The sequence below is a fragment of the Pantoea sp. BL1 genome (assembly GCF_000963985.1).
Lineage (GTDB): Bacteria > Pseudomonadota > Gammaproteobacteria > Enterobacterales > Enterobacteriaceae > Pantoea > Pantoea rwandensis_B.
Genome location: NZ_JZRH01000036.1, coordinates 1 through 12,817, shown reverse-complemented (window position 1 = coordinate 12,817; position 12,817 = coordinate 1). Strand labels below are relative to the sequence as shown.

Genomic DNA, 12,817 nt, shown 5'->3' with positions numbered 1-12,817 from the left:
ATTCATGCATTAATAGTGAATAAAAATACAATAACGTCGCTTGCAAGTGAAGAGTAAAATCATCTGCAAACGGCATCGTGGGCAACGGGGCAAAGCCGCGACCCGGAATGAGTGACTGTAAAAAGGGTTACAGCCTGATGTTGAATACGCTGATCGTTGGTGCCAGTGGTTATGCTGGCGTAGAGCTTGCCACTTACCTGAATCGCCATCCGCATATGAACATAACCGCTTTGGCGGTTTCAGCGCAAAGCCCGGACGCCGGAAAATTACTCTCCGATCTGCATCCGCAGCTGAAAGGCATTGTCGATTTGCCGCTGCAGCCGCTGAGTGAGGCTTCCGAGTGGGCAGACAAAGTCGATGTGGTATTCCTCGCGACCGCGCATGAAGTCAGCCACGATCTGGCACCCGAATTCCTCAAAGCAGGCTGTGTGGTGTTCGACCTTTCCGGTGCGTTCCGTGTCAACGATGATGCTTTCTATACTCAATATTATGGTTTCAGCCATCAGCATCAGGATTGGCTGGATAAAGCCGTATACGGCCTGGCCGAATGGCAGCATGAAAAAATCAAAGATGCGCAGCTGGTGGCGGTACCCGGTTGTTATCCCACGGCGGCGCAGCTGTCGTTAAAACCACTGGTCGAAGCGGGACTGCTTAACGATGCACAATGGCCGGTGATCAATGCTACCAGTGGTGTGAGCGGGGCGGGGCGTAAAGCCAACGTCGGCACCAGCTTCTGCGAAGTGAGCCTGCAGCCGTATGGCTTGTTCAACCATCGTCATCATCCTGAAATCGTGGCACACCTCGGTACGCCCGTGATCTTCACCCCGCATCTGGGCAGCTTCCCGCGCGGAATTCTTTCGACCACCACCTGCCGCCTGAAAGCAGGCGTGACGCAGCAGGATGTGGCGGATGCCTTCCATAAGGCGTATCACGACAAACCCTTGGTTCGCGTGTATGAAAAAGGTGTGCCGGCGCTGAAAGCAGTCGTTGGTTTACCGTTCTGCGATATCGGTTTTGCCATGCAAGGCGAACATCTGATTGTGGTGGCTGCCGAAGATAACCTGTTGAAAGGCGCCTCTTCGCAGGCGGTTCAATGCTTAAACATTCGTTTCGGCTTCCCCGAAACGCTGTCACTGATTTAACGGACGGAAACTGCCATGAATCCATTAATCATTAAACTGGGCGGCGTGCTGCTGGATAGCGAAGAAGCGCTGGCCCGCTTGTTTGATGCGCTGCTGGCCTACCGCAATGAACATCAGCGTCCGCTGATCATTGTGCACGGCGGCGGCTGCCTGGTTGACGAGCTGATGAAGAAGCTCGCTCTGCCAGTGAAAAAGAAGAACGGTTTGCGCGTGACGCCAGCCGATCAGATTGACATTATTACTGGTGCCCTGGCGGGTACAGCGAACAAGACCTTGCTGGCCTGGGCGAAGAAGTATGGCATTGGTGCCGTTGGCTTATGCCTCGGTGATGCGGGGCTGGTGAACGTGGCGCAGTTCGACGAGGAACTTGGCCATGTGGGCAACGCGACGCCAGGTAATCCAGCGCTGGTAAATACCTTGTTGAGCGCGGGCTATATGCCGGTGATCAGCTCCATCGGTATTACTGACGGCGGCGATCTGATGAACGTCAACGCTGACCAGGCGGCGACCGCGCTGGCTGCGACCATTGGTGCTGATTTAGTACTGCTTTCAGATGTCAGCGGTATTCTCGATGGCAAAGGTCAACGCATCGAAGAGATGACGGCCGAGAAAGCACAGCAGCTGATCGATCAGGGCATTATTACTGATGGCATGATCGTTAAAGTGAACGCGGCACTCGATGCCGCACGTACTTTAGGTCGTCCGGTTGATATCGCCAGCTGGCGCCATGCTGAACAGCTGCCAACCCTTTTCAACGGCGTGTCGATTGGCACCCGGATTCTCGCATAATCAAGGATTTAAGACATGAGCACGCAAAACATCAAAAAAATCGTTCTGGCCTATTCTGGTGGTCTGGATACTTCGGCCATCATTCCATGGTTGAAAGAGAACTACGGCGGTTGTGAAGTGGTGGCATTCGTGGCCAACATTGGCCAGGACCCAGCCGATCTGGAAGGCGTTGAGAAGAAGGCGCTGCAGTCTGGTGCATCTGAGTGTCACGTTGCTGACCTGCGTGAAGAGTTCATCAGTGAATACGTTTATCCCGTGCTGCAAACCGGTGCGCTGTACGAAGGCACTTACCTGCTGGGCACCTCAATGGCTCGTCCTATCATCGCGAAAGCGCAGGTTGAACTGGCGCTGAAAGTGGGTGCAGACGCACTTTGCCACGGTGCGACCGGTAAAGGTAACGACCAGGTGCGTTTCGAAACCACCTACACCGCACTGGCGCCACAGCTGAAAGTGGTTGCGCCATGGCGTGAGTGGGATCTGCGTTCACGTGAAGCGCTGCTGGATTACCTGAAAGTGCGTAACATCCCAACTACGGCATCACTGGAAAAAATCTACAGCCGTGATGAGAACGCGTGGCACATCTCTACTGAAGGTGGCGTGCTGGAAAGCCCAGCGAATGCACCGAACAAAGATTGCTGGGTGTGGACCGTTGACCCACTGGAAGCGCCAGATCAGCCAGAGAACGTCACCGTGACCGTTGAGAAAGGTCGTGTGGTGGCGGTAAATGGCGAGAAGCTGAGCCCGTTCCAGTGTCTGGAAAAACTGAACGTGCTGGGCGCAAAACACGGTGTGGGTCGTATCGACATCGTGGAAAACCGTCTGGTCGGTATCAAATCTCGTGGCTGCTATGAAACCCCTGGCGGCACCATTATGGTCAACGCGCTGCGTGCGGTTGAGCAGCTGGTACTGGATCGTGATAGCTTCAAATGGCGTGAGCAGCTGGGCCACGAAATGTCATACGTGGTTTACGATGGCCGCTGGTTTGCGCCGCTGCGTAAATCTATCCAGGCTGCTGCCGAATCCCTGGCAGAAGAGGTGAATGGCGAAGTGGTCCTGCAGCTGTATAAAGGCCACGCCACTGCGATTCAGAAAACCTCGGCGAACAGCCTGTACTCTGAAGAGTTCGCCACCTTCGGCGAAGACGAAGTATACGATCACAGCCACGCGGGCGGCTTCATCCGTCTGTTCTCTCTCTCTTCACGCATTCGTGCACTGAACGAGCAGAAGAAGTAACACCGCAGCAGATAACACATTTTGCAAGGGCGGCTTCGGGCCGCCCTTTCTTTAACAGAATTCAGGAGTATGAGAGATGGCACTTTGGGGCGGACGTTTTTCGCAGGCAGCAGACCAACGGTTCAAACAGTTTAATGACTCACTGCGTTTTGACTATCGTCTGGCGGAGCAGGACATCACCGGTTCAATAGCGTGGTCTAAAGCGCTGGTCACCGTCAATGTGCTGAGCAGCGAAGAGCAGCAGCAACTGGACGTCGCATTGAATGAACTGCTGGCAGAAGTGCGCGCCAATCCAGAACAGATTCTGCAAAGCGATGCCGAAGATATCCATAGTTGGGTCGAGGGCAAGCTGATCGACAAAGTGGGTGCCTTGGGCAAAAAACTGCACACCGGCCGTAGCCGTAATGACCAGGTGGCTACCGATCTGAAACTGTGGTGCAAAGAGCAGGTCGCGGTGTTGCTGGACGCCACGCGCGAATTACAATCTGCCCTCGTTGCCACCGCCGAAGCTAATCAGGACGCGGTGATGCCAGGCTATACGCACCTGCAGCGCGCGCAGCCGGTGACTTTTGCACACTGGTGCCTCGCCTATGTAGAAATGCTGGCGCGTGATGAAAGCCGTCTGCAGGATACGCTGAAGCGCTTAGACGTGAGCCCGCTGGGCTGTGGCGCACTGGCCGGTACCGCGTATGAAATCGATCGCCAGCAGCTGGCGGGTTGGTTAGGCTTCGCATCTGCCACACGCAACAGCCTCGATACCGTGTCTGATCGTGACCACGTGCTGGAGCTGTTGTCGGATGCATCAATCGGCATGATTCACCTTTCACGTTTCGCAGAAGACCTGATTTTCTTCAACACTGGCGAAGCGGGCTTCCTTGAGCTGTCTGACAAAGTGACGTCAGGCTCATCACTGATGCCGCAGAAAAAGAACCCGGATGCACTGGAACTGATTCGCGGCAAATGTGGCCGTGTACAAGGCGCACTGACCGGCATGATGATGACACTGAAAGGCTTGCCGCTCGCCTACAACAAAGACATGCAGGAAGACAAAGAAGGCCTGTTCGATGCACTCGATACCTGGGTTGATTGTCTGCACATGTCGATACTGGTGCTGGACGGCATTCAGGTGAAACGCCCACGTTGTCAGGAAGCGGCCGAGCAGGGTTACGCCAACTCCACTGAACTGGCGGACTATCTGGTGGCCAAAGGCGTTCCGTTCCGTGAAGCGCACCACATTGTCGGTGAAACCGTGGTTGAAGCGATCAAGCAGGGCGTGGCGCTGGAAGCGTTAAGCCTGGCGCAATTGAAGCAGTTCAGTGCGGTGATTGAGGATGACGTCTATCCGATTCTGTCGCTGCAATCCTGCCTCGACAAGCGTAATGCACAGGGCGGTGTGTCGCCTCAGCAAGTCGCATTTGCCATCGCTGAAGCGAAAAAGCGTTTGGCATAAAAAAAGAGCGGGCTCCTTTTCGGTAGCCCGCCAACCTCTAGCTTCAGAAATACATATTGTTATAGGCACATCATCAAGGGCTGGCACTCCCGGCCAACACTATGATTTTTCGAGCTCATCGCAGGTGATGCTCGATGTCATCTCAACTTCATTTTCAACATTGCTTGCTATGGCCGGTATTATTCCTGTTCATCGCTTGATAGGGCTAATCGTTCATTGCTATTCTATCTATCGCCACGGGCTATCGTGGTTTGGAGGAAATCAATGAACATTCGTGATCTGGAGTATCTGGTTTCGCTTGCGGAGCATCGCCATTTCCGGCGTGCAGCTGATGCTTGTCATGTCAGCCAACCTACCTTAAGCGGGCAGATTCGTAAGCTGGAAGATGAGCTCGGTGTGATGCTGCTGGAGCGAACCAGCCGGAAGGTATTATTTACCCAGGCTGGATTGTTGCTGGTGGATCAGGCGCGAACCGTGCTGCGCGAAGTGAAAGTGCTGAAGGAAATGGCGAGTCAGCAGGGCGAGGCGATGTCCGGTCCGCTGCATATTGGCCTGATTCCGACAACGGGCCCGTATTTGTTGCCGCAAATCATCCCAATGCTGCACCAGACTTTCCCCAAACTCGAAATGTACCTGCATGAAGCGCAGACGCAGCAACTGCTGGCACAGCTCGATAGCGGTAAACTGGATTGTGCCATTCTGGCGCTAGTGAAAGAGAGCGAAGCCTTTATTGAGGTGCCGCTGTTTGACGAGCCGATGAAGCTGGCGATCTACAAGGATCATCCATGGCACGATCGCGATCGTGTGCCGATGTCGGATCTGGCGGGTGAAAAGCTGCTGATGCTGGAAGATGGCCACTGCTTACGTGATCAAGCCATGGGCTTCTGCTTTGAAGCCGGTGCGGATGAAGATACCCATTTCCGCGCAACCAGCCTGGAAACGCTACGCAACATGGTCGCGGCAGGAAGCGGCATTACTTTGCTGCCATCGCTGGCGGTGCCGAATGAGCGTGTGCGAGATGGCGTGTGCTATTTGCCGTGCTACAAGCCGGTGCCACAACGCACGATTGCTCTGGTATATCGTCCAGGATCACCTCTGCGCAGCCGCTATGAGCAGCTGGCAGAAGCAATCAAAACCCATATGCAGGGTTATCTGGATACGTCGTTAAAACAGGCGGTTTAAGCCGTTGAGCGCCGCAACGCGATAGGCCTCGGCCATTGTCGGATAGTTGAAGGTGGTATTCACGAAATACTCAATCGTGTTGCCGCCGTTCTTCTGCTCCATGATGGCTTGCCCGATGTGAATAATTTCTGCTGCACGCTCGCCAAAGCAGTGAATGCCCAAAATCTCTTTGGTTTCACGATGGAACAGAATCTTCAGGCTGCCCACGTGCATCCCCACAATCTGCGCACGAGCCAGATGTTTAAACTGCGCACGACCCACTTCGTAAGGCACTTTCATCGCGGTTAACTGCTGCTCGGTTTTACCCACTGAGCTGATCTCCGGAATGGTATAAATCCCGGTGGGAATATCTTCGATCAGATGTGCAGTGGCTTCACCTTTAATGATCGCCTGCGCGGCAATACGGCCCTGATCGTAAGCGGCGGAAGCCAGACTCGGGTAACCAATCACGTCGCCAACGGCATAGATGTGCGGTTGCGCAGTCTGGTACATGCTATTCACTTTCAGCAGACCACGACCATCGGCTTCTAACCCGACATTTTCCAGCGCCAGTGAATCCGTGTTACCGGTACGACCGTTAGCGTACAGCAGGCAGTCCGCTTTCACTTTTTTGCCTGACTTCAGGTGCATGATCACGCCGTCACTCACACCTTCAATCTTCTCAAACTCTTCGTTGTGACGAATCACCACGCCGCTGTTCCAGAAGTGGTAGGAGAGCGAATCTGACATTTCCTGATCGAGGAACGCCAGCAAACGATCGCGCGTGTTAATCAAATCAACTTTGACGTTCAGGCCACGGAAAATCGACGCGTATTCACAACCAATCACACCGGCACCGTAGATGATCACATGGCCAGGTTCATGATGCAGGTTGAGGATGGAGTCGGAGTCGTAAATGCGTGGGTGCGTAAAGTCGACGTCGGCAGGATGATAAGGACGTGAACCGCACGCAATCACGAATTTTTCTGCGGTTAGGCGTTCGCGGGTGCCATCGGGCTGTTCAACTTCGATAGTGTTGGCATCAACAAAATGGGCATCGCCCTGATAAATCTCACAACGGTTGCGTTCGTAAAATCCCTGCCGCATGGCCGTTTGCTGACTGATAACGTTTTCGGTGTGATTCAGAATGTCAGCAAATGAGGAGCGCAGGAGTCGGGTGTGATCGCTATAAAGAGGGTTTTGATTGAACTCGATAATACGGCTGACAGCGTGACGTAGAGCTTTGGAGGGGATGGTCCCCCAGTGAGTACAACCGCCGCCGATATTATGGTAGCGTTCGATCACTGCAATGCGCGCTCCCTGCTTCACCAGGCCCATTGCCGCACCTTCGCCGCCTGGACCTGAGCCAATCACAATGGCATCGTAATCGTAAGACTTTTGCATACCAGTACGTCCTATTTTTCTATCACATTTTTACAACGAGATTCTAACATCTCACCGCGCACATCTGAATTCTAACAGCGAAAAATCCCCAGTTTTGACAAAGCGTGAGGTACACAGGCGGTCACAAACTTTGCGCCACTGTACGCTGAAAAGTTTGTTATAGTGCCTTCCAGATCACTCAAAAGGCCGGGAAAATGGGCGTCAGGGCGCAACAGAAAGAACGTACAAGACGTACGCTGATTGAAGCAGCCTTCAGTCAGTTAAGTGCAGAAAGGAGTTTTGCCAGCCTGAGTTTGCGTGAAGTTGCGCGTGAAGCCGGGATTGCACCGACCTCGTTTTATCGTCACTTTAAAGATGTGGATGAACTGGGTCTGACCATGGTCGACGAAAGCGGCCTGATGTTACGCCAGTTGATGCGTCAGGCACGCCAGCGCATTGCCAAAGGAGGCAGCATCATCAAGACCTCCGTTTCCACATTTATGGAATTTATCGGGAACAATCCCAACGCTTTTCGTCTCTTACTACGCGAGCGCTCCGGAACATCGGCCGCGTTCCGTGCCGCAGTTGCGCGAGAGATTCAGCACTTTATTGCTGAGCTCGCTGATTACCTTGAGCTGGAAAATCGCATGCCGCGCAGCTTTACCGAAGCGCAAGCCGAAGCCATGGTGACAATCGTGTTCAGCGCCGGTGCGGAAGCGCTGGATGTGGATATCGAACAGCGTCGCAAGCTGGAAGATCGCCTGGTGCTGCAATTGCGTATGATCGCTAAAGGCGCTTATTACTGGTATCGCCGGGAGCAGGAACGTCTGGCGGTTACCCTGGAAAAACCCGAAGAGTAATGTGATAAGGATAATGAAATGATTGAGCAAAACCCTCGCGATAAAGGAACCCTGTTACTGGCTTTTATCACCGGTTTAGCGATCAACGGCTCCTTTTCGGTGCTGTTCAGTACGTTTGTGCCTTTTTCGATATTTCCGCTGATCGCCCTTGGCCTCGCGGCCTGGTGTCTGCATCAGCGTTACCTTAACCGCAACATGCCCGATGGCATGCCTTCACTGGCTGCGGCGTTTTTCCTATTGGGTATTTTGGTGTACAGCGCGCTGGTTCGCGCTGAATATCCGGATATCGGTTCCAACTTCATTCCGACCATCCTGATGGTGGCACTGGTGTTCTGGATTGCCACGCGCTTCCGCCGCGCCAGGAACAAGAGCTAAATGCAACAACGGGAACCGCAGGGTTCCCGTTTTGTTTTACGCTTTACGCGTGAGCCAGACACCGCATTCCATATGATGGGTGTAGGGGAACTGGTCAAACAGCGCCAGCCGCGACACGTCATGTGTTTGACCTAGTGTGGCGAGGTTATCGCACAGGGTTTGCGGATTGCAGGAGATATAAAGAATGCGCGGATACGCCTGCACCATCTTCACCGTTTCCTCATCGAGTCCACTGCGTGGTGGGTCGACAAAGATGGTCTCGCACTGATAGCTCTTCAGGTCGATCCCTTCCAAACGATTAAAGCTGCGTACGCCATTCATCGCCTGCGTAAACTCTTCCGCCGCCATGCGGATAATCTGCACGTTATCGATATGGTTGGCGGCAATGTTGTACTGCGCTGAGGCCACAGATGGCTTGGCGATCTCGGTTGCCAGTACACGATGGAAGTTACGCGCCAGCGCCAATGAGAAGTTGCCGTTGCCACAGTAAAGTTCCAGTAGGTCACCACGCGAACCTTTGGTCACATCCAGCGCCCATTCCAGCATCTGAATGTTCATCGCCGCATTAGGCTGAGTGAAGCTGTTCTCTACCTGACGGTAAATCATCTCTTTGCCCGCTACAGGCAGGCATTCATCAACGTAATCGCGATCGAGGCAGATTTTGGTTTTGGTCGCACGACCAATCAGCTGCACATCAATCCCTTCGGCACGCAGCTTGTCACGCAGTATCGTGGCGGCTTCTGTCCACTCCGCTTCCAGCTTGCGGTGGTAAAGCAGCGAGATCACAATCTGATTGCTCATGGTCGACAGGTAGTCGATCTGGAACAGCTTGAAACGCAGCACCGGGTTATCACGGATCGCGTCGATCAGTTTTGGCATCAACTGATTGATCAATTCGCTCGCCGCTGGGAATTGATCCACACGGATGCGCTGCTTGGTCTCTTGATCAAAGATGATGTGATACAGATCGTCGCCATCATGCCAGATGCGGAATTCGGCGCGCATACGATAGTGGCTGACCGGTGAGCGGAACACCTCCACGTCAGGCGCGGCAAAGGGCACCATCATCGCCTGTAAACGGCTGACTTTTTCCGCCAGTTGCGCGTCGTATTGTTCAATTGGGAGTTGTTCGGGTGTCATCGTTCATCCTGGTAATAAGCCTGCTTGCCGGGCGATTGTAGGCATTCACCTGCTGATGTCCAGTTCTGTGAAAAGATGATGGCGAGCAGTCTGGATTCGCGGCCTGCTTAACCGTAGACTGCGACAGCCGGCCTCCTTGAGTTAAAAGGGAATCCAGTGTGAATCTGGAGCTGACGCGCAGCGGTAAAAGAATGTCATGGTGATGGTATCGACAAACACTGTCCTGCGGGATGGGAAGTTTTTCACCATTTATGATTCTTAGCCCGAAGACCTGCCGGTGTGTCGTCGCAATCACTACAACCATCGCGTGCTATCGGTTGTAGGCCTGCGGCATCCTGCTTCGTCTTTTGGATGCTTACAACAATGAATAAAAGCAAAACTACGCTGTGTGCCTTCAGTGCAACGGCGCTTTCACTCTGGGCTGCGTATGGCTACGCTCAGGATGATGATACGCAAATCGTCACCGCTAACCGTTTCGCCCAGCCGGTTTCATCGGTGCTGGCGCCAACCACCGTTGTCACCCGTGAAGAAATCGATCGCTGGCAGGCAAAAAGCCTGACTGATGTGATGCGCCGTTTACCGGGCGTGGATATCGCGCAGAACGGTGGCCTTGGTCAATCCAGCTCAATGTTCATTCGCGGTACCAACTCCAGCCATGTGCTGGTGCTGATTGACGGTATTCGTCTCAATCAGGCGGGTATTTCTGGTTCATCTGACCTGAGCCAGATACCGCTGTCACTGGTGCAGCGCATTGAATATATCCGTGGCGCGCGTTCAGCGGTTTATGGTTCGGATGCGATTGGCGGGGTGGTGAACATTATTACCGGCCGCGATAAAGCAGGTACCACGTTGACGGCGGGTGTCGGTTCCAATGGCTACCAAAGTTACGATGGTTCCACGCAGCAAATGCTGGGCGATGCCACAAAACTCACCATGGCGGGTAATTATACCTACACCAGGGGTTACGACGTGGTGGCCAACTTGCCTGACGTTTACGGCGATCCCGCGCAGAAAGATCGCGATGGTTTTATGAGTAAATCGATATACGGTTCACTGGAGCATCAGTTTAGTGATGAACTGAGTGGCTTTGTGCGTGGTTATGGTTTTGATAATCGCACGGCTTATGATGGTACCTATAGCTATGACAGTAGTTTCAATCTCCTGGGATTAGCTGATACACGCCAACTCTACAGCCAGACCTGGGATACCGGGCTGCGATTCAACCATGACATCTATTCAACTCAGTTAATTGCCAGCTATAGCCGCAGTAAAGACTATAACTATGATCCACGTGTCGGCCGATATGGCCCAGCCACCACGCTTGATGATAGTAAACAGTACAATCTGCAGTGGGGTAACACGCTGCAATTAGGCCAAGGCACGGTCAGTGGTGGCGTAGACTGGCAGAAACAGACTACGGAACCGGGCACTGCTTATGTAACCAATAGCACTGAACTGCGTGACACCGGTATTTATGCCACCACTCAGCAAAAGTTTGGCGACGTAACCGTTGAAGGTGCAGTGCGTGGTGATGACAATAGCCAATTCGGTTGGCATACCACCTGGCAGACGGGGACATCTTGGGAATTTGTTGACGGCTATAGCGTGTTCGCCAGCTACGCAACCGCTTACAAGTCGCCACAGCTCGGGCAATTGTATGGCTCCTATGGTAATAGCGATCTGAAACCCGAGCAGAGTAAGCAATGGGAGGGGGGCTTTGAGGGGCTTACAGGTCCGGTTAACTGGCGTGTTTCTGGTTACCGTAATGATATCGACAACCTGATCGATAGCGACCCATCCACCTATATTTATTACAACATTGATAAAGCGCGTATTAAGGGCGTTGAAGCCACGGCATCATTTGATACGGGCCCATTAAGCCATCAAATCTCTTACGATTATGTTGACGCACGTGATGCAGCGACTAACCAGCAACTCGTACGCCGTGCCAAACAACAGGTTAAGTACCAGCTTGATTGGACTCTCTATGACTTCGATTGGTCTGTGACATATCACTACCTTGGCGATCGCTACGATACCGATTACAACCACTCCTATACTGCACAACGTATTAAATTAGGCGGTGTAAGCTTGTGGGATCTCGCAGTCTCGTATCCGGTCACATCACAACTCACCGTTCGTGGTAGAATTGCCAACCTGTTCGATAAAGACTACGAGACAGTGTATGGCTATCCAACTCCAGGAACGGAGTATTACCTCAGCGCCAGCTACAGCTTCTGATTTGCGTCCCACCGTGCTGGTGTTTGACTCCGGCGTCGGTGGGCTCTCCGTCTATGATGAGGTCCGGCAGTTATTGCCGGATCTTCACTATTTATACGCCTTTGATAATGAAGGTTTCCCTTACGGTGAAAAAACCGAAGACTTTATTGTCGAGCGTGTGGTTGCTGTGGTTGAGGCGATGACAAAACGCTTCCCGCTGGCATTAGTCATTATTGCCTGTAACTCGGCCAGCACCGTTTCTTTACCTGCACTGCGTGAGCGATTCGAGTTTCCTGTTGTGGGGGTTGTGCCGGCGATTAAACCTGCCGCTCGTCTCACGCGTAATGGTGTCGTGGGATTACTGGCAACACGCGGCACGGTAAAACGTCCTTATACTCATGAGCTGGTGGCGCAGTTTGCGCGCGAGTGCAAAATTGAAATGCTGGGTTCTGCTGAACTGGTAGAGCTGGCGGAAGCGAAACTGCATGGTGAAGAGGTGGCACTCTCTGATGTGCGCCATGCTGTGCAACCCTGGCTTCGCATGAAAGAGCCACCTGACACTGTCGTTCTGGGATGTACGCACTTCCCTCTATTGCGTGACGAGCTGCAAATGGTACTGCCTGAAGGCACGCGGTTAGTGGATTCCGGTGCAGCCATTGCACGCCGCACAGTATGGTTATTAGAACATGAAGCGCCGCACGCCGTTTCTTCTGGTCAGAATATGGCATTCTGCACGCTGATGGATGAGGAGGCGGTGCAATTATCACCGGTTCTACGGCGTTATGGCTTTCCATTGCTGGAAAAACTGGCGATTTAGTGGGGTTTCGACGAAAAAAACAGCACTCAGAATTTAATTTGCATTTAGCGCTTGTCAGCCAAAAAGAAATCCCTATACTGCGCCTCCACTGACACGGAACAACGGCTTACGAAGCGAAGTGTTCAGGAGGTGGCCTTCAAGGCAACCTTCAGAAAAGCAAAAATAAATGCTTGACTGAGAATGCGGAAAGCGTAATATACGCTTCCCGCGCCGCTTGAGAAATCGCGGCACTGCTCTTTAACAATTT

11 protein-coding genes and 1 riboswitch are annotated in these 12,817 nt (G+C 53.0%); of the genes, 9 read left to right on the top strand and 2 right to left on the bottom strand.

The features are described from left to right. Positions 1-137: 137 nt before the first annotated feature. The 5 genes from argC (at position 138) to oxyR (ending at position 5,796) form a co-directional block, all read left to right on the top strand. Positions 138-1,142, top strand: a complete 1,005-nt coding sequence (gene argC, locus VH86_RS17110) for an N-acetyl-gamma-glutamyl-phosphate reductase (RefSeq protein WP_045815742.1) — start codon at positions 138-140, stop codon at positions 1,140-1,142. Positions 1,143-1,157: 15 nt separating this feature from the next. Then, positions 1,158-1,931, top strand: coding sequence for an acetylglutamate kinase (argB, locus tag VH86_RS17105; protein WP_038644108.1), 774 nt, complete (start codon positions 1,158-1,160; stop codon positions 1,929-1,931). Positions 1,932-1,946: 15 nt separating this feature from the next. Further along, positions 1,947-3,164: an argininosuccinate synthase gene (locus VH86_RS17100; RefSeq protein WP_038644110.1), complete on the top strand. Its 1,218-nt coding sequence runs from the start codon at positions 1,947-1,949 to the stop codon at positions 3,162-3,164. A gap of 76 nt (positions 3,165-3,240) precedes the next feature. Next, positions 3,241-4,614, top strand: a complete 1,374-nt coding sequence (gene argH / locus VH86_RS17095; protein ID WP_045833618.1) for an argininosuccinate lyase — start codon at positions 3,241-3,243, stop codon at positions 4,612-4,614. Between the two features lie 264 nt (positions 4,615-4,878). Beyond that, positions 4,879-5,796 carry a DNA-binding transcriptional regulator OxyR gene (gene oxyR / locus VH86_RS17090; RefSeq protein ID WP_034823715.1) on the top strand — a complete coding sequence of 306 codons (918 nt, stop codon included), beginning with the start codon at positions 4,879-4,881 and terminating at the stop codon, positions 5,794-5,796. Here oxyR and sthA read toward each other — a convergent pair. Further along, complete coding sequence (gene sthA, locus VH86_RS17085) at positions 5,779-7,179, bottom strand: Si-specific NAD(P)(+) transhydrogenase (RefSeq protein ID WP_038644114.1); 1,401 nt, start codon at positions 7,177-7,179, stop codon at positions 5,779-5,781. The genes oxyR and sthA overlap by 18 nt on opposite strands. 194 nt (positions 7,180-7,373) lie before the next feature. On the opposite strand from sthA, the gene fabR reads away from it, so the two are divergent. Together fabR and VH86_RS17075 are read left to right on the top strand one after the other, a co-directional pair. Beyond that, positions 7,374-8,018, top strand: a complete 645-nt coding sequence (gene fabR, locus VH86_RS17080; RefSeq protein ID WP_034823706.1) for an HTH-type transcriptional repressor FabR — start codon at positions 7,374-7,376, stop codon at positions 8,016-8,018. 18 nt (positions 8,019-8,036) lie between these two features. Continuing rightward, a complete protein-coding gene (locus VH86_RS17075) occupies positions 8,037-8,393 on the top strand; it encodes a YijD family membrane protein (RefSeq protein ID WP_034823705.1) in 357 nt (118 codons plus the stop codon). Positions 8,394-8,429: 36 nt separating this feature from the next. Here the strand turns inward: VH86_RS17075 and trmA are convergent, their stop codons facing one another. Further along, on the bottom strand, positions 8,430-9,533 hold the full coding sequence (gene trmA / locus VH86_RS17070) for a tRNA (uridine(54)-C5)-methyltransferase TrmA (protein ID WP_045815694.1): 1,104 nt from the start codon (positions 9,531-9,533) through the stop codon (positions 8,430-8,432). Positions 9,534-9,644: 111 nt separating this feature from the next. After that, positions 9,645-9,827, top strand: a riboswitch (cobalamin riboswitch). Positions 9,828-9,896: 69 nt separating this feature from the next. On the opposite strand from trmA, the gene btuB reads away from it, so the two are divergent. Next, entirely contained in the window at positions 9,897-11,774 is a 1,878-nt protein-coding gene (btuB, locus tag VH86_RS17065) for a TonB-dependent vitamin B12 receptor BtuB (RefSeq protein WP_045833617.1), read from the top strand. Then, a complete protein-coding gene (gene murI, locus VH86_RS17060; protein WP_045833616.1) occupies positions 11,719-12,570 on the top strand; it encodes a glutamate racemase in 852 nt (283 codons plus the stop codon). Before btuB ends, murI begins: the two co-directional genes overlap by 56 nt. Positions 12,571-12,817 lie beyond the last annotated feature (247 nt).